Genomic DNA, 20,122 nt, shown 5'->3' on the forward strand with positions numbered 1-20,122 from the left:
AATTATACACCAAGATCTCAAATTTCAGGATACTTGAACTTCACGCTCACTCTTGTTTTTCCCTTTCTTTTGCGCCTCCCTTGGGAAAGGCATTTAAAAATTCCACGGGAAAGGGAACTATTATCGTAGCATTTTTCTCACTCGACATTTCCTTTAAAGTTTGCAAATATCGCAATTGCAAAGTAACTGGAGAAGACTTCCATTAACTTTCGCTGCTTGTAACAACGTTTCCGCGGCCTGATATTCGCCCTCGGCGTTTATTATCTTCGCCCTACGTTCTCGCTCGGCCTCGGCCTGTTTGGCCAGAGCGCGTTTCATGTTATCGGGCAATTCAAGCTCTTTTACCTCGACGGCGGACACCTTGATGCCCCAGGGATCTGTCCTCTCGTCGATGATTTGCTGAAGCTCTACGTTGATCCTTTCCCTTTCAGACAAGACTTCATCCAACTCGGATCCCCCAACCACGGACCTTAAAGTTGTCTGAGACAGCAAACTGGTGGCCATGATGTAGTTTTCGACGGCCACAACGGACTTGATTGGATCCATTACTCGGAAATATACGACTGCGTTCACCCTTATTGGAACGTTATCCCTCGTTATAACTTCCTGCACCGGAACATCTATGGTAAACACGCGAAGGTCAACTCTCACCAATTTATCAACTATCGGAATTATGACTATGATCCCAGGCCCTTTGGGATCCATAACCCTACCCAGCCTGAAGACAACACCTCTCTGATATTCCGGGATAATCTTAATCGCCGAAGTAAGGATTAAGATTATTATGATTACCGCGCCCAGATAACCTCCCAGGCTGAATATCCCCTCAAATATCGCGTCTAACATCTTCACTCCTCCCTCCGTCATTCCTTTTGACTTTCAATACAAAGCCGTCGACGGATTCAACCACTATCCATTCGTCCTTGCCAATAAGGCTGCCGTCGGTGCTTTTGGCCTTCCAATATTCTCCGCGACAAAAGACCGTGCCCTCTGGGTTTAAATCCTGAACGACTTTACCCGTCATTCCCACAAGTTCTTCCCGGCCAGAAGCCACCTTACGCTTCATGGCCCTTAAGACTGCCCAAGCTGCCACGGCAAAGAAAACGGACAAAACTATGATAGCACCCGCCAAAAACGTCATAGAAAACCTCAAGAGCTCACCCCCCGGCGCCCTATATATTATGAGGCTACCCACGATAAGAGCCACAGCTCCGAAGGCACTTAAAATTCCTATGCCGCCTATAAACAGATCAAGCACCATGACGATGATTCCCGCGACGAGCAAGATGACCCCGGCCCAGTTTAAGGGCAGCATCCTCAAGCCATAAGCCCCCAGCAACACCATGATCGCTCCGGCCGCACCCATTACAAACCCGCCGGGTGAAAGAACCTCAAATATTATGGCGTATATGCCCAGGACCAAAAGCAGGTAAGCTACATCGGGACGAGAGATGAACTCCAGAGCTCTTAAGCGTGCCGGCATTTCCTCGTAAAACACCTTGTAATTGGACAAGTCCAAAGTAACGTCTCCTGTTGCCAGGTTTACGGTGCGCCCGTCAATCGCGGCCATCAAGCTTTCTAGATCTGCTGCGATGCAGTCTATGACGCCCGCTTTCAGCGCTTCCTCAGCCGTCAAAGAAAGGCTTTCCGTGACCATCTTTTCAGCAACATGGGTGTTTCTTCCCCTGGCACTCGCAAGGGAGCGCATCTGCGCTGCAAGGTCGTTAGTTATTTTTTCTCCCATCGTATCATCAACATCGCCACCTGAGGCAAGCACAGGGTGAGCAGCTCCCATGCGGGTACCCGGCGCCATGGCGGCAACGTGAGCGGACATTACCAAAAAAGCACCGGCAGAAGCAGCCCTGGCACCGCTGGGGTAAACCCACAGGACCACCGGAACCCGAGCCTGCGTTATTTGCTTGGTTATCTCCGTCATTGATGTAACGAGTCCTCCCGGAGTATCAAGTTCAAAGACAACCAAATAAGCCTCCTCCGCAGCGCGATTTAACACGTCTATGACGTAGGTCTCCATTACGGTCCCAACGGTACCATCCAAGGGCACAACCATCACCAAAGCGCTTTTTTCGGCAGCCCCGGCTTGACAAGCAAGTAACGCGACAACCAACAAAAGCAAAGACAATAAGCGTTTCATGGAAACATCATCCTCACCGCCTCTTTCAGGCTTTCAACGCCTGTTTGCCTTATACTGCCGCTTTTTCCTACCCTTTCATACCTGCTCATGACAATTTTTTTAAAGCCCATTCTCTCGGCTTCCCTCATCCTCAGAGAAGACCGTGCCACTGGTCTTACTTCACCAGCCAATCCCACCTCGCCTATGAAACATACATCCGGAGGTATCGGGCGATCTATAATCGACGAAGCTATGGCCATAGAAAGGGCCAAATCAACCCCTGGGTCTTTCGTCGTAAGGCCTCCCACGACGTTGACGTAGACGTCAAAATTTCTCGCGCTAAGTCCCGCTCTTTTTTCCAGCACAGCCAAAAGGAGGTGTAATTTGTTGACGTCTATGCCTCGAGATGTGCGTTTGGGATACATAAATGGCGTTGAGCAGGCCAGGGCTTGAAATTCTGCCACCAAAGGCCTCGATCCTTCAAGTACCATCCCCATCGCGACGCCGGCCTCAGCGATGGGAGTTTCACTCCAAAACATCTTGCTAGGGTCGAAGACGGGCACCAAACCGCCCTCCGTCATCTCAAATATTCCAATCTCGTCGGAGCTTGCAAACCTGTTCTTTTCAGGCCTGAGAATTCTATAGCGCGAAGTTTTATCGCCCTCGAAAAACAGCACGACGTCCACCATGTGCTCTAAAAGCTTGGGCCCGGCTATCTGGCCGCTTTTGGTAATGTGACCCACCATTACCACTGGCACATCCCTCGTTTTAGCCAATTCGATGCACTTTTGAGCCGTGACCCTAACCTGCAAGGGACTTCCGGGCCAGCCGTTTTCATTTTTATCCCTCATGGTTTGTATGCTGTCCACGAACAAAAACTCCACGTCTCCTGAAGCATCTAAGGCCTCATCGATATCATCGGTGCAAAGCAAAAACAAAGATTCGTCTTTTGCTCCCAGTCGTTTGGCTCTCGAAGCAACTTGCGAAGGAGACTCCTCTCCCGAAACGTAAAGGACCTTTTTTCCTTCAGAGGCAATTGCTATGGCACTTTGAAGCAGCAATGTAGATTTACCCACTCCAGGTTCACCGCTAAGAAGCACTACACTACCTTCAACCCATCCTCCCCCCAAAACCCTGTCCAGCTCACTGTTCTTGGACGAAATACGAAGGACTTCCCTGACTTCTTTGAGGCTAAGTTTTTTTGCGCGAAAACCAGATCTAGGACCCCCTTGGTGGACTTCAACTTCTTCAAAAAGCGTTCCCCAAGCGCCGCAGGCCGTACATCTGCCGCTCCAGGTAAGGCTTATAGCGCCGCAATCGGCACATCTGTATCTTTTGATCTTTGAGGTCTTAGACATAAAAATCCTCCCGTTTTAAAATCTACAAAAAGCAGCTGATCAATGTCAATTTTTTCAAACCTTTCCCGGTTTTTCCGCCCTATTACTCTTTTAAATAATAGCAAAGTCTTCCCATAAAGTCGACTTTCTTCGAACTTTAACCCCTTTACATAAGGTCAAACCCATGATATCATTGCCGTCAGGCAATTCCTCGTTTGAATATCATATTAAAATGTTAATTTGCAGTGCCATTTGCTGCGAAAATACAGCACAAGGTGGGGATTTCAAGTGAAGTTAACTCCGCGGGGATGCAGAAACGTAGGAGGCGACGTAGCCATGGCTGCGGAAGATTTAAGGAAGGACTTCATGGATATCTTCATAACCTACGGGTACAAGCCCTTTTGGCCCACGGGACTGCAGCTGCTCGAAGCCATAGCAGACAAGGTAAGCCCAAATTTGCAAAACAGACTCGTCGTTACAAACTCCTTTCACGGAGAACCCTGTGCCCTCAGGGCCGATATCACCTTAGGCGTTGTAGATTATTGTGCCTCTCATTTTGAGGCTCACGAAAGGCCCTTGCGGTTGTGCTACACGGAACGAATATATCGAAGGCCCAAATCCCCCGATAAAAACATGGAAAGACTTCAGATGGGAGCCGAACTGATAGGGTGGGAAGGAGAAGGAGCAGATGTCGAACTCATAGGTTTATTGCTGGCCTACCTCAACAAGCTCAACTGCCCTAAGATAGGGATCGCCCTAGGAGATGTTTCTTTAATACAGCGAGCGATCAAATATTTGCCTCGCGCTTACGCCATGTCATTGCTTGGCTGCCTGGAAGAAGGAAAGATGGACGAATACGCAAGGATAGCCCGAGATCTTCCCCCTTCTCCTCTGTCGATTTTTTTCGAGGAATTGCCCTGGCTTAAAGGAAACGCCGAAATACTTTATAGGGCCTCCCGGCTCTTAAAGGGCATCGAGGAAGCGATAGAACCGCTCAAATCCATATACGCTGAACTTGTCAAAATGGGCTACGGGGACTGTATAGTCATTGACCTTTCGCTCGTAAGAGAACTTGATTACTACAGCGGTCCCATATTCGACGTTTACTTTGAAGACACGGGCATACCCATAGGGGGAGGAGGAAGATATGACACGCTGCTTGAACGCCACGGCATGTTGGGCCAAGCTGTTGGCTTTGCGCTGGACTTAGAAGTGCTTGCCTTAAACACGACCAAGCCTACTACCGAAGCACAAAAAATACTTCTTTGGGCGCAGGGAAGCCAACCGGCTTCGGTTTTAACATGTACTAAGGAGCTCATATCTTTGGGCTATTACGTGGAGATCCTGTGGCGCGAAAGAGCTCCCGAGGTGTCGGAGCTGGCTAAGACAAGGGGTTGCAATCTGCTGTTGGACCTAAACAAAAGAAGCATTACCGACTTATGTTCCGGAGACGAGACCTTTCTGGACGATTTTCTCGGAGGAGATATCGATGATTAAAATAGCCATACCGACGGGTAGAGTTCAAAAAGATGCGATCAAGGTCTTAAAATCGGCGGGAGTTCCCACGAACAACTTAGAAAAGGCCTCAAGAGAACTTTCCATCGACGAGGATAATTTCAGGTTTTTCCTGGCAAAACCAATGGACGTGCCCCTTTACGTCTATTACGGCACCACCGATCTGGCCTTGGCGGGAAGCGACGTATTGATGGAAGTATCGGTTAACTTGCTCGAACTGGCCGATACGGGCCTTGGACAGTGCAGGTTGGTTGTCGCGGGGCCTTGGAGCTTAAAATCCAGGTTTGACGGCCACGAGAAGGAGCTCATGTGGCTTCGCGTGGCTACTAAATATCCAAACATAGCCGAAAGGCATTTCGCCTCCAAGGGGGTTCGCGTCGAGATAATAAAGCTTCATGGTTCGGTAGAGCTTGCTCCACAGCTTAACATAGCCGACTGTATCGTAGACATAACCCAAACGGGAAAGACCCTTGAGGCAAATGACCTCATCGTCTTAGAGGAGGTATGTCCCGTTTCATTAAAGCTCGTCTCCCGAAGATACGGAAGCGCTTCCTATTGGCGGGAATGTCTTAACATAACGGAAGGCATAAAAAATCGAGTCAGGAGGTCCAAAGATGTATGAAGCTTTTCGGAAGACCACGGAAACAAGCGTAAAAGTTCTTTTATCCCTAAAAGAGCAAGACATAAAAATCGACGTTCCCCTGGGATTTTTAGGCCATATGCTGGAGCTCTTTTTCTTTAATGCAGGAATTTCTGCCCAGGTCAACGCCTCGGGTGACACGCATGTGGACGACCATCATATCGTAGAAGACGTAGCCATAGTATTGGGCAAAGCCCTAAAAGACCTTTGGACGGCCGAAGCCAGGGAAAGGTACGGTTGGGCCGCCATGCCCATGGACGACACGCTCGTCATAGCAGCCTTAGATTTAAGCGGAAGAGGAAGTTTGGTCTGGAAGGGCACCTTTCCTACACCTAAGTGCGGCGATTTCGACACGGAGCTCATACCGGAGTTTTGGCAAGCCTTCAGCCGCGAGGCGGCCTTGACGCTTCACCTTCACGCCCTCAGCGTGGACAACTCACACCACTTGGCAGAGGCAAGTTTCAAAGGAGTCGGCAGGGCTTTGAGGCAAGCTTTGAAACCCTCTGAAAGACCTTCGAGCACCAAGGAAGTCGTCACATAGCAAAAAACATTATAAAACGGGCGTGATGAAACATGAAAATTTATCCCGCAATCGACATATACGAAAACAAAGTTGTGAGGTTATACCAAGGCGACTTTGGCAAATTCACCACGATAAGCAGTGGCCCCCTAAGGGTGGCAAAAGCCTTGGCAAAAGCAGGGTCACGGTACATACATATTGTAGACTTGGAAGGCGCGAAAAAAGGAAAGCCCGTCAATGTCCACGTCATCCCAAAAATGAAGGATCTCTTTCAATGCCTACACTACGGCGGGGGCTTAAGGAGCCCCGCGGACGTAAAGATGGCTTTAAGCATGGGAGCTGACAAAGTCATGATAGCAAGTCTCATCTGGGACGAAGGGCCAGAAAAGGCGCTCACTGCCTTTAAATCCCGGATAATACCCGCCCTGGACGTAAAAAAGGGTTTCATAGCCCTATCGGGATGGCTTAAGACGGCATCCATAAGGCCCGATGAAGCGATCCTGCATCTGAAGACTTTGGGATACGAGACCGTATTGGTGACGGCGGTCGAAAGGGACGGGACAAAAAGGGGTCCCGACCTCGAACTTTACGAAAAACTGCTTAAGGTAGCCCCGGAAATGAAAATCATCGCAGCCGGAGGCATAGGCACCACAGAAGACGTATGGGCTTTGGCCAAGCTCAACGTCTTCGGAGCAGTCATAGGAAAAGCCTTGTACGACGGCAGCATAGATTTAAAAACACTTCTTGAGGAGACAACAAATGCGTGAAAAAAGAGTGATACCCTGCCTGGACATAAAAGACGGCCTTGTCGTAAAGGGCAAGCGCTTTAAAAATTTAAAACCAATGGGAGACCCCGTCAGGCTGGCCATAAAATACATGAACGAAGGAGCCGACGAGCTGGTCTTTCTTGACATATCCGCTTCTTGCGAAAAGGGGAAAAGGAACGAAAATTGGATAAAAGAAGTTGCAGACAAATTATCGATACCGTTCATCATCGGCGGCGGCGTGGACTCAGTTGAAAGGGCCTCATGCATCGTGGCGCTCGGAGCAAGCAAGATCTCCATAAACACGAAAGCATTGGATGACCCTAATATAATAAAAAAATGTGCCCTGCTCTTGGGAAGCCGGGCAGTGGTCCTCGCCATCGACGCAAAGGCAACCAAAAAAGGCAATTGGGAGGTTTACGCGAAGGGAGGAACGCTTCCTGCCGGCAAAGACGTAATTGAGTGGGCTAAAGAAGGATGCAGCCTGGGAGCCGGAGAGATCCTGCTCACCTCCATAGACCGAGACGGCACTGATTCAGGTTACGATCTGAAGCTCATCGAAGCCGTGAGAGAAGCCGTAGACGTTCCCATAATAGCTTCCGGCGGAGCGGGAAGCTTGACTCATTTTATAGAAGCCCTAAAGGCAGGAGCTGATGCGGTGCTTGCCGCATCGGTCTTTCATTTGGGCATTTACAGCATAACGCAAGTAAAAAAAGCCCTGGAAAAAGAGGGCTTTCCCGTAAGAAAGACGTGGTGAAGGCCAATGAATAAAAATACTGCAAAGGAAAACACGATGGAAATCAAATACGACGAAGAAGGACTCGTCCCCGTCGTCGTCCAGGATTACGTCAGCGGCGAGGTTTTGATGCTGGCCTATGCCGACGAGCAAGCCTTAAAACTTACACTAAAAAAGGGCGAGCTTTACCTTTTCAGCCGCTCCAGGGGCGAGCTTTGGCACAAAGGGGAAACCAGCGGAAACACGATGAAGGTCCGACATTTGTGCCTTGACTGCGATGGAGATGCCGTGCTCGTCAAGGTGGACCCAAGTGGGCCTGCCTGTCATACCGGAAAGAAGAGCTGTTTTTTTAATAATCTGACGGAAAAACCAAAAGGCGACGCTGCGTTTTTCGGCAGGCTATGGAGATATTTGCTCAAGCGAAAGGAAGCGGACCCAAAGGAAAGCTACACTGCCAGGCTCATTAAGGAAGGCACTTCAAGGATCGCCCAAAAGATAGGAGAAGAAGGCGTTGAGCTGGCCATAGCTTTGGCTTTAGGTGACGCAGAACAAGTAATATACGAGGCTTCAGATCTTTTATATCACCTTTTGGTGGGACTCACAGCAGCAAACGTCTCCCTGGAAGAAGTATGGCGAGAGCTTGAGTCCCGTCACGAAGGAAGCGATTAAAGAAAAAGTTGCAACTAAGGCTCTGATTTCAGACAAGAGTTCAAGAAAAGTTCGCTTAAAACCTCAAAGTTGCCCTCGCTCACGGTTAAGACGGCAACTTTTCGACGGCTAGGTCTGTGGGTTTCGGGGTCAGGACGCAAAATTTGAGAACCCAGAGGAAAGGAAGAAGCTTTTTTCATCCCCTCTTTTAATTTGGCAGGGTCGCCTTCAGAGGAATTCAAGGCATTCCCAAGCCAAGAAGCAACGGCATAAGCTCGCGCGGCCATGTCGGGACGTTCGACTTGAGTTTTCGTGGCGTCCAAGACTTTAACGGACAGGCTATGTACGGCTGGGTCATTTTCCACGACCCAGCCTTGGTCTGCAATCACGATACCCTCAAGCATCGGAGAAACTGCCCAGCGGGGAAGTGAGGTAAGCAACGTTAAGCCTCTTTTTCGGCACTCTCCCCAAAGGTATTGTGTGTGCTTTACGCCCAAAAAGCTCACAACCCCTCCCGCCCGCGCCCCTTGAATTTCCCTTAAGACTTCATCTACAGAAATTCCCCCTTGGATCCAAAAGGGAAGTATGTTATCTCCTTTGACTTCATCCAAAAAGCCTTTAACAATGGGCCTCATGTAGGCATCAAGTGGATCGGCCAAAAAAGCGAAGCGCTCGCCTCGGCCATTTAAGGTCAAATGCCTTCCCAGGGCGGCTCCAACGCATCCCCTCGGAAGATCGAGGGCAAAAGCGTAGGGCATTAGCCCTTTCCCGTCTTGTAGGGTTAAATCCTCCCCGAAGGCCGAGATAAGCACAGGACCATCTCGGCCACAAGCTTTAACCAAAGCGTCGCCCTCGCCCCCCTCAAGGAAGCTTATAATCGCAACGACGTCCTCGCGAAATTTCCTTAGGAAAGCCAATTCATACCCTTTAATCCCCGCCCTGGTTCCGGCTATCTCCTGTGCGTAAGTTAAAAGGCCTTTCCAAAGGGACCTGCCCTCGGGCGTATCCCACCCTCCCTCAGGAGGAACTGCGTAAACAGGAAGGGCCCATCCCTCCTCTATGGGCTTTGTTGGATCGTAGCAAAAAGCCTTCGTTGGCGCAGCGAGCAAAGGAAGGCAAAAGACCAAAATCAAGAGCGCAAAACTGAAACCCTTGCGTTGAGCTAAATTAGAAAGCAGCCCTTATACCCCCTATCTTTTGTAGCCTATTATATCTCTCAAAAGGGCTTTTCTTTCCGCGATGTGAGAGTCATCTTCCACACCCTTAGAGGCATCCCCATCGACGACGCCGGCTACGCCCCTGCCTAAATTGGTCTCAAAGACCAAGACCTGGATCGGGTTTGCGGTGGCAGCATATACGCAGCATACCTCTTGCACATTCTTGATTCTGTCCAGTACATTAATTGGAAAACCTTTGCGTAGCAAGATCACAAAGGTGTGCCCCGCAGAGATCTTTTGGGCATTCCTTATGGCCACATCGATCAAGTCCTTCGCATTGCCGTCCCACCTTATAAGGCAAGGACCTGAGGCCTCGCAAAAGGCAATGCCGAATTCGAGCGTTGGCGAGGCCGTTACGAGCGCCTCGTATAAGTCTTCCACGGTCTTGATGAAGTGACTATGTCCCAATATAATGTTGCATTCTTCCGGCAGCTCCATGTCGACCAGCTCCCATTTTACCAGTTCAGACATCGCACCTACACCTCCTGTTAAGTATAGCGTCAAAATTTTTGCTCAAGAGCAATTCGCAAAGGTCGCAAAACCCTTCCTTGGAGGCCGGCGGCATTATGAAGTCGGCAATCTTAAGTATCTCAGGAATAGCGTCAGCGGGTGCAACCTTAAAGTCTGACTCGGACAGTAATTCGAGGTCGTTCATGTGATCGCCGACGCCAACGACGTACACGTCCCTTATGCCGCTCAGGCCCTTTAGCACCTCTAAGGCCTTTCCCTTCGAAACGCCCAAGGGTAGCACGTCCAAAAAATCGTCTCCTGCCAAAGTAACGCTCACCTTTCCCTTTAAAGCTTCTTCAAACATCGCCTTTAGCTTTGCAACCAAGGCAGGCTTGCCAAAAAATATCACTCTGAAGACATCTTTTTCCAGCCTGGGTGATAACAAAACAGGTTCTATGGCAACATTTAGCGATTTAAAATAGGTTATGGTAAGAAGATCGCTCGGCCTGCAAAGAACTTCTTCGTCGCCGTAAACCTGCACCTCGAGGGGAAAATTAAATCCCATGCTTATTATTTCGCCGACAAGATCTTTTGGTATTTTTCTTTCAAAGTAAACTTCCTTCGCCTTTGGACCCATGACGCGAGCGCCATCGTAAACAATAGCAGGACACCAGGTTTTCAGTGACTTTATGTGGGGCAAAGCCCCAGCCAGTATCCTTCCTGTGGCCACGATAAGGCTCCAGCCAGAGGCTTGAAGCATCTGGGCTGATCTTGAAACCTTGGGGGGTACCCTGTCATTATGAAGTATAGTGCCATCTAAGTCCACAACTATCCACTTATCTGTCAAGGCAAGTTTTTCTTTCATATCGTCATCCTTTTTTAAGAGTTTGTAGGTATATTTATTTTAGCCCAGGCGGCCACTTTTTGAAAACCCTCGACACAGGAAGCAAATTTTAGGATAAAATGATTAGGCACCTAATGATGTCTGTAGGATACCTCAGATATATTGGATACAGAAGGGGATGAGCCCCTGTGTATGTAACAAGTTATAACATAATTCACAGAGGAGGTGAACTTGGATGAAAAAAGTGTGGATCGTGGTAATCGTCGTAGTTTTGATCATTTTGGGAGTATTGGCTTTGAGGCCGAAGGAGGCTCCCGTCGAGGTAGCCCAACCAACGCAAGAAGAAGCCGCCGTAACCGAAACGGCGCCGGAAGAAACAGAAGAACCGGAGGCCGTAGAGGAAGCACCTGAAGCTACTGAAGAAGCGCCCGAGGCTGCAGAGGAGGCACCTGAGGTTACTGAAGAAGCGCCCGAGGCTGCAGAGGAAGTACCCGCCGAAGAAGAAGCTGCAGAAGAGGTCGATCGGGAACCAGAAGACGTGACAGCTCCGGCGGAAGCCCCAACCGGTGAAGTCATCGAGCACGAAGAGCTTCAGGAAATAGAGCAACCGGAACCCGAAGCAGAAGTAGAAGAACCTGAAACAAAGGAAGCTCCTGTACCTGAAGCGGAGACGCCTCAAGTTTCAGAAGAGTCTTCTAACATCGAACCCGATGCAGAGGCAGAAATCACGGAAATGAGCGAGCAAACTCCGGCTCCTGAGGAGACTCACGAAGACTTGACGGAAGAAGCGGAAGAAAAATTACCATAATACCGCTTAATAAAGCTTAAAGGCACGAAAGAACAGCAAGCGAAGGCTCACGCGAGCTTTCGCTTGCTGTTCTAGTTTGAGGAAGTTTCAAGCTTACTTTTTCTTGTTTAACTCAAGCACAACGTCGTTGGTAATATCCGTTCCGCCAAAAAAGACCTGGTTTTTGTCCAAGACAAGGGTGAAACCCTTTGCCTGGGCCACTACACGGATGGCCATATCGATATCCTTAAATAAACTTTCCATCAACTTTTGCTCCTCGATGGCCGCTTCCTGTCTTTTCTGCAAAAAAACCCTTCTTTGCTCATCCTCGCCTTTGACGGCCTCCATTGCCATCTTCGTCTCCTGCTGTTTTTTGTCCATCATGGTCTGGATCTGCTTTTGCGTCTCCTGAAATTTCGGATGATTAAACAACACCTTTTGCGGATCGATGATGGCTATCTTTTCATCCGCCAATGCGACGCCGGAGGCCACAACAGAACAAAGGACGGCAACCAAACACACAAAAACCATTTTGCGAACCACTACTTACCACCCTCCTACAAATATACGCGATAAAAATTTAAGACAAAAAGCTTTTCCTGCATCACAAGAATATACAACGCTCGCAAAACTTGTACCATCCGCAAATTTTGCGAGATCTTCCTTCAAGTTGACCAGGACAGACAAATTTTACTTCTACAAAACCCTTAAGTCCAGGTATAATTACCTAAGACAGTTCTTTGCGCTTACGCTTTAGAGGTGATAATTTTGACCTGCATTGCTACCTTTTTTGTCACGCACATGGCCTTGAGGTTTGAGAAAGAGTGCAGAAAAGCAGGCTATGACGTAAGAATCGTTCCCGTGCCGCGGAAGATTTCGGCAAGCTGCGGACTTGCCTGCAGGTATTCATGCGAGGCCGAAAAAGAAATAAAAAATATTTGCAATTTAAAAAACATCGAGGTGGAAGCCTTCCACCACCTGGAGGACTAAAAATGATCGTAAAATTTTACGCCACATTAAGAGAGATAACCGGCACAAAAGAAAAAAACACAAAAGGATATAAAACCGTGGGTGAGCTTTTAAAAGGACTCGTCTGCGAATACGGCAATTGTTTTGAAAAGCTGTTGCTGCAAGGCGACTCTTTAATTCCGGGTGCAATTGTGCTTGTAAACGGCACCCACATCGCACACCTTCAAGGTTTAGATACCCCTTTAAGCGAAGACTGTACCATAGATATATTCCCGCCCGTGGCGGGAGGTTAAAGATAAGTTTCTTTCACAACCAAGCCTAGGCGAGATACGATTTCCTGGTTTCTCGATAAGTGAAGGCCCTTTACGAAGGGACTTTTTTCTAAGGTCTTACCGTCAACGGCGCCTGCGTCAAGCATTGCCATGATCATCTGAAGCTCTTCGCCTTCGTCGTGTAATAAGAACCTCCCTGTGACGCAAGACATCAAAGCAACCAATCCGTAAGCCCCCCAATTTGATACGTCGCAGGCAATTGCTGCGTCACCTTTGACGACGGAGAAATACTTGCCAAACTCGGGCTCGGATAATAGGAGCTCCTGCAGAAAAAATCCCATCCCGGCTTCGTTCCCGCCATCTCCAATGCCAATTACTTTTAAGTTTTCTGAAACGTCTTTAGCGATTGAAACCGCCTCGTCAAGGGGGTCAGTCACGTCAGTTATATCAAGTCCTCTCATGTTATAATACCTGCCGTCCCTTGCCTTGCCGGGCCTTTTTAGGAAGACCAGAAGGTCCGGTCTAAGTCGCAAAATCTGTTCTCCCCCGAAGCTACCAGCGTCTTTGGCCCCCTCGCGGGCAAAGACGCCGCTTCAACGACGCCGCGACATCGCCAATCGGTCACCAACAATACCTTTTTACCCAAGCTTTTTAAAGCCCGACCTAAAATGGCGGCACCCATGGGGCCGTCCGTTTCGGGTGCACGCCTTTCTTTCGCGTAAAAACCCGTGACGATCACGGGACGCTTACACAAAAGCAGAAGTTCAAGGGCATTTTTCCAGTGATGTTCATTTGAAAGCAAAGACGCACCTTTGCGCGCAGAACCCGAAGCCACGATGAATGAAACGTTTTTTATCAAATCCTCGCCGCACATGATGTAGTTGCCTTTCTTCGCCTCATTATATTGAAAGCATTTCCATGAGAGACAGAACCTCATCGCTCAAAATTTTTTCTTCCTCCCAAGCCACAGGCAAAGGGCGCGTGACCATATGGCCATTTTGGCAGCACACCATGACACCTGACTTGCCTTCGAGCAGCGTTTCAACGGCGCATGCTCCCATTTTGGAGGCCAGGATCGCGTCGGCAGCCGTGGGGCTTCCCCCACGCTGTATGTGGCCCAAAACGGTGACGCGCGCTTCGTAGCCTGCGGTATCCTTAAGCCGAGCAGCCAAATCGGGTGCGCCCATCACGCCTTCGGCCACGATGATGAGCGAATGAGTCTTGCCCTGCCTTCTCGCATAGCGAAGCCTTTGACATAATTTGTCCAGGTCAAAGGGGATTTCAGGTATCAGCACATATTCGGCCCCCGAGGCCAGGGCGACGTCGGCGGCCAGAAAACCCGCCTCCCGTCCCATGACTTCCACTATAAAAAGCCTGTCGTGACTTGAGGCCGTATCGCGAAGCTTTCTGATGGCATCAAGCGCTGTATTTACGGCCGTATCAAACCCTACGGTGATGTCCGTGCCCGCTATGTCGTTATCGATCGTGCAGGGGATGCCCACGGTGGGGAAGCCCTTTTCGTAAAGCGTCCAGGCGCCCTTTAAGGTGCCCTCTCCGCCTATTAAAACTAAGGCATCGATAAAAAGTTCCTTCAAGCGATTTAAGGCCTCAAGCAGCCCTTCAGGCCTCTTGAAGCGCTCGCTCCGCGCGGTCCGAAGTATGGTCCCTCCCCTGTGGATGATGCCCCCCACAGTCCTGCTCATCAAAGGGATCACGTCTCCTTCGAGCAGGCCTTCAAAGCCCCGCTTTATCCCCACGACCTCAAGGCCCTCATAAATGGCGCTTCTCGTGACTGCTCTGATGGCGGCGTTCATGCCCGGAGCATCGCCCCCGCTTGTAAGAACGCCAATGCGTTTAATGGTCATCGAAACTACTCCCTTTCAAGCTCTTCAATGCGAGACTGCACCATTTGGATCTCCTTGTCTATCCCCGCGATTTGCTCTTCCAGCTTGCTTTTTTCGTCTTTAAGCTGGTTTAACCTCTTGATCAGCCGTTCTAGTTCAAGGCGAGCCGCTGCACGCCCCGCATACAGCCTTGAAGGATCGTCATGCGATACGTCCCAGTAAAAATCTATCTGCCTTCCCATCGTTATGGGACCGATATCGCCGTCTATCGTAAGTTTTAAAGTCAAGATGCCTTCAAGATAGGGTTTGTCGTTTTCGTCGTAGCGAGGGAAGTAAACAAGGCCTTCCCTGTATCCTGACAACTTAAAATTAAAGCGCTTGTCGTAATCGGCGGGAGAGAGTTTCTTACTGCCGGCCCACAGCGTCACTTTGCTGTCGAAGGGAGCCATCCTCAGAGGTGAGCCCTTCATATCAAAGGAAAGCATTATGGGAATGTACTCGGTGAGCTTTAAAACTTTTAACAGCTCGTATTTGTAGTCTTCCATCTCGCTTTCGGTCCAAAGGTTCAGCTCGGCCTCTTTTTGAACCAGCGCCTCTATGTACTCTGCCGAGTAATAAGTGGCCGTTATCACAAGTTCATCTCCCAGTTCGCCCTTCGTCTTATAGGTCCTGCTCCATTTCTGCAAAACAGAATCAAAGTCAGCTCCCAAAGAAAAGGTCACAAATGTAAACATGCAAAGCAAAATAACCGAAACGCAAAAAATTGCCCTTACGCTTTTTTTCATCTTAAAACCCCCATGACGCTCGAATTTTTCTTAAAAAAGGCATATAAGCCTGAAAAATTATAGCCCACAGGAGCTCAAAATAAAAGAGCAGGACTTGCGTATGCGAAAGGTGACATCATTCCCTAAAGGATGACTTAAAGTATAATATAAAATGAAATCCCCTAAATAGGATTGCAATAACACGAGAAAGGCAGAGTGGCAAATGAAAATACTTCATTACGTTGATGAAAACATGTTGTCCTGGAGCAAGCCATGGCTTCAGCTCCTCGAAGAGATCGGTAAAAAGGATGACGTCGAGCAGGCCATCCTTTGCAGACCCGGCGGCACGTTAAAAAGACAAGCTGAAGAAGCAGGATTTAAGGTGTTTGCTTATAAGCCCGCCGCGGCGTGGTGTCCGCCCCTGTGCAGGGGTTTTAAAGAAATACTTGAAGACTTCAGGCCCGACGTCGTGCATACCCGCCTTTCAACGGCTTCCGCAATCGCAGGATACTGGGCAACAAAGGCCAGAATCCCCGTCGTTTCGACGGTGGATAAATACCCAAAGGGCAAATATTACGTAAACAGCTCGCTCCTCGTCGCCCCCTCTCGCGCCGTGGCACGACACATGAAAGACCAAGGCTTTGGCGGCGAGAAAATAGTGATCATCGCAAACCCGATACGCGTGGCCGACTACGCCCCAAAGGAAGAGGAAAGAACCCGATTTAGAAGTGCCGAGGGCACCGATGAAAATACCCTGGTATTGCTCGCGATGGGCCGCTTCGTCGCCTGGAAGGGCTTTGACCTTTTGATCGAAGCGACAGCCTCGCTAAAGACCGACAAACCTTTTTGCCTTTGGATCGTGGGAGATGGCCCCATGAAGGAAGACCTGCTTCAAAAGACAAAAAGGTATTTCGCCGAAACTGACCCCGGCAAGGTGCGTTTTTTTCCCTTCACAGAAGACGTAAGGCCCTACCTTTGGGCAGCAGACCTTTTCGTTCAGCCGTCGTTTTACGTGCCAGGCTCCGGAGGCCCTGAGGGCTTCAGCTTGGCCCTGGTCGAGGCATTGGCCGCGGGACTTCCGGCAGTCGCCTTTGACTGCGGCGGGGCCCCAGACATCGTAAAAGAAGGCGTAAACGGCTGGCTTGCCGAACCGGGCAACGTCAATTCGCTGAGAGGCGCACTTCAAAGGGCCTTAAATCACCTCCCCGACGGCAAGATGCGGGCCCAAGCGATGCAGAAAGCCGCAAAACTTGACGTCTCGCGCGTAGCAACATCATATCTTGAGGTTTACCAGTCTTTTTATCCTTTGGTAGGCTGACATAAAAAAGACCGGGCAAATTGCCCGGTCTTTTTTGACCTTATTTCAAAAACGAACCTTAGAAGAATACGTAGGTGCGGAAGCGGATTAAATTGTCGTCTTTAAGGTCCTTGTCAATATTTTTGGTCCATCCGTCGTCGTAATCTACGTCGTCGTAGGCCAGTTCAAACATGACAGTCGGGGTGTACCAGTACTGCACGCCGAAGGTCCAGTTAGTGATGTCATAGCTGCCAGGACCGTAATGTTGACGGGCGTAGCCCTCCATGCTGTGATCGAACTGTCCGTAGCGCTGATAGGTCACCCACTTGTCGCTCCACTGCTGCTGCAAGCTGACAAAGATCACTTCGGTCTCCCAAACGTTCGCTACCGCAGGCATTGTCAAGTTTGGCGTAAGCTCAGCGCCAAAGGCGTCCCAGGGATCAAGAGCAGTGTGGAAGTTGGGATCAAATTTGGCGTACTCGATCCAGAGGCTCGTAAACTTCATGACGTCTTGAGATACGTCAATAATAGCCTTGTAGGCGTTGGGAGAATCGTCAAAGTGCTTCACTCCGCTGGGTCCATCGTGATCCTGGATGTAGTAAGCACCCTTGAACTCGAATCCCGGAGAGAATTTGACACCGAAATCTGCCCAGTAGACGCCGTAGTCGTAGTATTTGGATTCAAATGCCGTAGTTGTAACGTCTATCGTTACGTCCTTTGAAACTACAAATCCGTCTTTATCCTTATCATATTTTCCCTTTAATGTAACTCCATCCACAACAAGTTGATATTCCTTACCATCGATCAACTTTGTATCAGGATTAAGAACTACATCGCTGTTAACATAAAACACCTGACCTTCGTAAACTATAGGAGCAGTTTTACCTACTGCCACTGGCTTCGACGGGATAACATCATCACTTACTGGATCGTACAGATATCTAGGTTCGTTAGCACTGCTGTAGCCCATCTTCGCAGTTCCGTCGTTGTCGTAGTCGAAGTACAGCCCGCTGATGGCGATGCGGAATTTGTCGTTCATGTTAAAGTTGAAGCGTGCGCCGTAGTTGTACATGTCCTTGAGCTGCTGATAGGCTTTAGTCTCGTCGTATTCATCATCATGAGTAACAAAGAAGGTTATATCGCCGCTAGCCAGGTTCTTCCTCCAGTAAAAGCCCGTCAACGTTTGGTCGCTAAACCACGCGTCTTCGTCGATGTAAAGGCCCGCTTCGCCTTCCCAGTCGTAGTTCCATCTACCTGCCATGAGGAAAGAATCCCAAGGTAACTGGATCGTAGCGAAGTAACGTTCCCAGCCAACGTCTTTACTGCCGCTGCGGCCAAGACGAGCTGTGAACTTCGTCTTATCGTCGATCTGACGGCTCATCCACAGACGATACCTGTTCAGATCGAACTCATTTTCGCCGTTGTGACGATAGCCACTCTGGCTGTCGCTGTTGGCGTAGGCTCTGTCGCCCTCATCGGCCCAGCGGGCGTCGAAACGCAGCTCTCCCCAGAACTTCCATCCGCCGAGGTTTTCTTCCAAGACGGCTACTCGCTCGTCGAGGGCGTCAACCCTAACTCCGAGAGCATCAAGCTCGTCTTTGAACTCGACGACCAGTTTCTTGAGCATCTCGACGTCTTCCTTGCTGGCCTTCTCCATGTCGACGGTGGCCAATGCCCTGGCTACGAGCATGGACATCTCGTAACGCGTCATGGGTTGGTTGCCTCTGTATGTGCCGTCTGGGTAACCCTGAATTATGCCTTTTGCGGCCAAGTGCGATACTGCGTCGTAAGCCCAGTGGTTCATGGGAACGTCAACGAAGGGATTTGCCGCAAAGGCAGGAGCTGCAAATGCCACAAGGGCAAAGACAGCTACCAATGCTAGTAACTTCTTCATGTTCATTCAACCCCCTTGGTGAATGTCTATATTTTGCGGACCAAAGGACACCTCTTTGCGCTTCCTCGGGGGATTTTGAAGAAGTTTCCTCGTTTCCTTCCCCTTTTTCCCTCGAAAAGTCGCGCCTTCGCGTGCCTTCCTTTCCGCCTTCCTCACCCGCTCTCCCTTTTTGGCCGGGGGTCTTCGCACCTCCTTTCATTGCCTTCGGGGATCGACGCAGGTGTTAGAAGCTGTACCAAGGTTACATTGTCAAGGTGCTTTTTTGCGGTCAAAGACTGACCTTAGAAGTTAAATGCAAGCAAGAACAAGATCTTTACTCACATTTCACTATATATGCTAGTGATTACCGCACATGAAGACAATAGGTCTTAAGTCCCAATTTATTACATATTATGTTCTAATTAACCCCTGCTTCAAAGAGATGAGCTCAAAATCTCGCGGTAGACGGATGCCACTCCCTCCACCATAGATTCTTTTGTGAAGTTTTGTGCCCTTTCGTATGCAAGCCTTTGATAACGCAGACGCAAATCGCCGTCGTCAAGCAAATTCTGGAGCGAATGCGCCAAAGCTTCGACGTCACCAATTGGAACAAGGACACCTGCTCCCGCCACAGCTTCCACAAAGGCCGGATTCGCATAGGCAACTACGGGCACTCGCGAAGCCATTGCCTCAAACACAGCCAGGCCAAACCCTTCTGCATACGAAGGGAAACATGCTATATCAATGGATTTCCAAAAGGAAAAAACATCTTTCGGATCGACAAAACCCAAAAATTTTACTTTGTAAACGAGGCCCATTTCTTTAACCAGGTTTTGGAGGTATGGCATAAGTTTGCCGTCTCCACCGATTATCAATTCGACATTTTCGCCTTTCGCCAGCTTTGCAAAGGCTTTGATCAAGTCTTCGTGACCCTTACCTTCGCTCATCCTGGCCAGATACCCGATCCTCATCTTGTCGGAGGAAGGCAAAAGAGGCGAACAACCCGCTGCCTCGCTCATGTCTATGCCGTTATAGACGCACCACGTACGCATCCAGGGCATACTTGCCTTTACGTTTTTTTCGACAGTTTTTGATACACAAATTCCTTGGGAATACGCCTTGTAGTGTTTTGGGTTAGCCGTGAAAATATGAAAATGGCACACTACCTTGCGCCTGTATCGTTTTGGCAGAAAAGCTAAGGCAAACGCACAAAGTACCGCCGCGTGGGACAAGTGGAGATGAACCACGTCGTACCTTCTTAAAGCGCGATGAAAATGCGCCATCGTAATGACATCGGCGTCATTTAAAAGGGGCAACTCCTTTATTTCCACCCCTTCATTTAACTTTTCTCGAAATATCGATGCGCATCCGCCCTTTCTCGATGTCCATATACTGACGGAATAGCCCTTCTTTTTAAGGCCTGAGGCTATCATGGCAACTACCTTCTCGGCTCCTCCCCAAGCTCTTCCGTCAATGGCATGCAACACCTTGATCGCCAATTACAATCCTCCTTC

General features: G+C 49.4%; 22 protein-coding genes and 1 pseudogene. 10 read left to right on the plus strand and 13 right to left on the minus strand.

All coding sequences use genetic code 11. From position 1 onward, the window contains the following. Nucleotides 1-46 precede the first annotated feature (46 nt). The 3 genes and pseudogenes from AC5SXE_RS08095 to radA form a co-directional block, all read right to left on the minus strand. Nucleotides 47-846: pseudogene (locus AC5SXE_RS08095) on the minus strand (slipin family protein). After that, a complete protein-coding gene (locus AC5SXE_RS08100; protein WP_493917132.1) occupies nucleotides 827-2,152 on the minus strand; it encodes an NfeD family protein in 1,326 nt (441 codons plus the stop codon). The pseudogene AC5SXE_RS08095 and the gene AC5SXE_RS08100 overlap by 20 nt, the downstream one beginning before the upstream one ends. After that, nucleotides 2,149-3,489, minus strand: coding sequence for a DNA repair protein RadA (gene radA, locus AC5SXE_RS08105; RefSeq protein WP_493917133.1), 1,341 nt, complete (start codon nucleotides 3,487-3,489; stop codon nucleotides 2,149-2,151). The genes AC5SXE_RS08100 and radA overlap by 4 nt, the downstream gene beginning before the upstream one ends. Nucleotides 3,490-3,756: 267 nt before the next feature. Between radA and AC5SXE_RS08110 the strand changes: the two genes are divergently transcribed. From AC5SXE_RS08110 to hisIE, 6 genes are read left to right on the plus strand one after another with little or no spacing between them, the layout of a single operon-like run. Continuing rightward, on the plus strand, nucleotides 3,757-4,965 hold the full coding sequence (locus tag AC5SXE_RS08110; protein ID WP_332636192.1) for an ATP phosphoribosyltransferase regulatory subunit: 1,209 nt from the start codon (nucleotides 3,757-3,759) through the stop codon (nucleotides 4,963-4,965). Next, entirely contained in the window at nucleotides 4,958-5,605 is a 648-nt protein-coding gene (gene hisG / locus AC5SXE_RS08115) for an ATP phosphoribosyltransferase (protein WP_332636193.1), read from the plus strand. Before AC5SXE_RS08110 ends, hisG begins: the two co-directional genes overlap by 8 nt. Beyond that, nucleotides 5,598-6,164, plus strand: coding sequence for an imidazoleglycerol-phosphate dehydratase (locus AC5SXE_RS08120; protein ID WP_493917134.1), 567 nt, complete (start codon nucleotides 5,598-5,600; stop codon nucleotides 6,162-6,164). The genes hisG and AC5SXE_RS08120 overlap by 8 nt, the downstream gene beginning before the upstream one ends. A gap of 32 nt (nucleotides 6,165-6,196) precedes the next feature. Continuing rightward, nucleotides 6,197-6,910, plus strand: coding sequence for a 1-(5-phosphoribosyl)-5-[(5-phosphoribosylamino)methylideneamino]imidazole-4-carboxamide isomerase (locus AC5SXE_RS08125; protein WP_493917135.1), 714 nt, complete (start codon nucleotides 6,197-6,199; stop codon nucleotides 6,908-6,910). Then, complete coding sequence (gene hisF, locus AC5SXE_RS08130; protein WP_493917136.1) at nucleotides 6,903-7,664, plus strand: imidazole glycerol phosphate synthase subunit HisF; 762 nt, start codon at nucleotides 6,903-6,905, stop codon at nucleotides 7,662-7,664. The genes AC5SXE_RS08125 and hisF overlap by 8 nt, the downstream gene beginning before the upstream one ends. A 6-nt stretch (nucleotides 7,665-7,670) precedes the next feature. Then, nucleotides 7,671-8,312, plus strand: a complete 642-nt coding sequence (gene hisIE / locus AC5SXE_RS08135; protein WP_493917137.1) for a bifunctional phosphoribosyl-AMP cyclohydrolase/phosphoribosyl-ATP diphosphatase HisIE — start codon at nucleotides 7,671-7,673, stop codon at nucleotides 8,310-8,312. A 14-nt stretch (nucleotides 8,313-8,326) separates the two neighbouring features. Here the strand turns inward: hisIE and AC5SXE_RS08140 are convergent, their stop codons facing one another. From AC5SXE_RS08140 to AC5SXE_RS08150, 3 genes are read right to left on the minus strand one after another with little or no spacing between them, the layout of a single operon-like run. Next, nucleotides 8,327-9,424: a hypothetical protein gene (locus AC5SXE_RS08140; RefSeq protein ID WP_493917138.1), complete on the minus strand. Its 1,098-nt coding sequence runs from the start codon at nucleotides 9,422-9,424 to the stop codon at nucleotides 8,327-8,329. Nucleotides 9,425-9,481: 57 nt separating this feature from the next. Then, the gene (locus AC5SXE_RS08145; protein ID WP_323721016.1) at nucleotides 9,482-9,979 is read right to left on the minus strand and encodes an adenosine-specific kinase; all 498 of its coding nucleotides are present in this window, start codon (nucleotides 9,977-9,979) and stop codon (nucleotides 9,482-9,484) included. After that, nucleotides 9,972-10,823, minus strand: coding sequence for an HAD-IIB family hydrolase (locus AC5SXE_RS08150; protein WP_323721015.1), 852 nt, complete (start codon nucleotides 10,821-10,823; stop codon nucleotides 9,972-9,974). Before AC5SXE_RS08150 ends, AC5SXE_RS08145 begins: the two co-directional genes overlap by 8 nt. Nucleotides 10,824-11,037: 214 nt before the next feature. Here AC5SXE_RS08150 and AC5SXE_RS08155 point away from each other — a divergent pair, with 214 nt between their 5' ends. Then, the gene (locus AC5SXE_RS08155) at nucleotides 11,038-11,610 is read left to right on the plus strand and encodes a hypothetical protein (RefSeq protein WP_493917139.1); all 573 of its coding nucleotides are present in this window, start codon (nucleotides 11,038-11,040) and stop codon (nucleotides 11,608-11,610) included. Nucleotides 11,611-11,703: 93 nt separating this feature from the next. On the opposite strand, the gene AC5SXE_RS08160 is transcribed toward AC5SXE_RS08155, so the two are convergent. After that, entirely contained in the window at nucleotides 11,704-12,132 is a 429-nt protein-coding gene (locus AC5SXE_RS08160; protein ID WP_310850100.1) for an OmpH/Skp family outer membrane protein, read from the minus strand. A 216-nt stretch (nucleotides 12,133-12,348) separates the two neighbouring features. Between AC5SXE_RS08160 and AC5SXE_RS08165 the strand changes: the two genes are divergently transcribed. Together AC5SXE_RS08165 and AC5SXE_RS08170 are read left to right on the plus strand one after the other, a co-directional pair. Continuing rightward, complete coding sequence (locus AC5SXE_RS08165) at nucleotides 12,349-12,579, plus strand: putative Se/S carrier protein (protein WP_323721013.1); 231 nt, start codon at nucleotides 12,349-12,351, stop codon at nucleotides 12,577-12,579. A gap of 2 nt (nucleotides 12,580-12,581) precedes the next feature. Next, complete coding sequence (locus AC5SXE_RS08170; RefSeq protein ID WP_493917140.1) at nucleotides 12,582-12,851, plus strand: ubiquitin-like small modifier protein 1; 270 nt, start codon at nucleotides 12,582-12,584, stop codon at nucleotides 12,849-12,851. Here the strand turns inward: AC5SXE_RS08170 and AC5SXE_RS08175 are convergent. The 4 genes from AC5SXE_RS08175 to AC5SXE_RS08190 are packed head-to-tail and all read right to left on the minus strand — an operon-like array spanning nucleotide 12,848 to nucleotide 15,459. Then, nucleotides 12,848-13,363, minus strand: a complete 516-nt coding sequence (locus AC5SXE_RS08175; RefSeq protein ID WP_493917141.1) for a glutamate cyclase domain-containing protein — start codon at nucleotides 13,361-13,363, stop codon at nucleotides 12,848-12,850. The genes AC5SXE_RS08170 and AC5SXE_RS08175 overlap by 4 nt on opposite strands. Then, nucleotides 13,330-13,704, minus strand: a complete 375-nt coding sequence (locus AC5SXE_RS08180) for a glutamate cyclase domain-containing protein (RefSeq protein ID WP_493917142.1) — start codon at nucleotides 13,702-13,704, stop codon at nucleotides 13,330-13,332. The genes AC5SXE_RS08175 and AC5SXE_RS08180 overlap by 34 nt, the downstream gene beginning before the upstream one ends. 25 nt (nucleotides 13,705-13,729) lie before the next feature. Then, entirely contained in the window at nucleotides 13,730-14,689 is a 960-nt protein-coding gene (pfkA, locus tag AC5SXE_RS08185; protein WP_323721134.1) for a 6-phosphofructokinase, read from the minus strand. An 11-nt stretch (nucleotides 14,690-14,700) separates the two neighbouring features. Next, nucleotides 14,701-15,459 (minus strand): hypothetical protein, encoded by a 759-nt coding sequence (locus AC5SXE_RS08190; protein WP_493917143.1) that lies wholly within the window; start codon nucleotides 15,457-15,459, stop codon nucleotides 14,701-14,703. A 202-nt stretch (nucleotides 15,460-15,661) separates the two neighbouring features. Between AC5SXE_RS08190 and AC5SXE_RS08195 the strand changes: the two genes are divergently transcribed. Then, a complete protein-coding gene (locus tag AC5SXE_RS08195) occupies nucleotides 15,662-16,756 on the plus strand; it encodes a glycosyltransferase family 4 protein (RefSeq protein WP_493917144.1) in 1,095 nt (364 codons plus the stop codon). A gap of 58 nt (nucleotides 16,757-16,814) precedes the next feature. On the opposite strand, the gene AC5SXE_RS08200 is transcribed toward AC5SXE_RS08195, so the two are convergent. Together AC5SXE_RS08200 and AC5SXE_RS08205 are read right to left on the minus strand one after the other, a co-directional pair. Further along, a complete protein-coding gene (locus AC5SXE_RS08200; protein ID WP_493917145.1) occupies nucleotides 16,815-18,629 on the minus strand; it encodes an S-layer homology domain-containing protein in 1,815 nt (604 codons plus the stop codon). A gap of 413 nt (nucleotides 18,630-19,042) precedes the next feature. After that, nucleotides 19,043-20,107, minus strand: coding sequence for a glycosyltransferase family 4 protein (locus AC5SXE_RS08205; protein WP_493917146.1), 1,065 nt, complete (start codon nucleotides 20,105-20,107; stop codon nucleotides 19,043-19,045). Nucleotides 20,108-20,122 lie beyond the last annotated feature (15 nt).

It is taken from the genome of Acetomicrobium sp. (genome assembly GCF_059026225.1).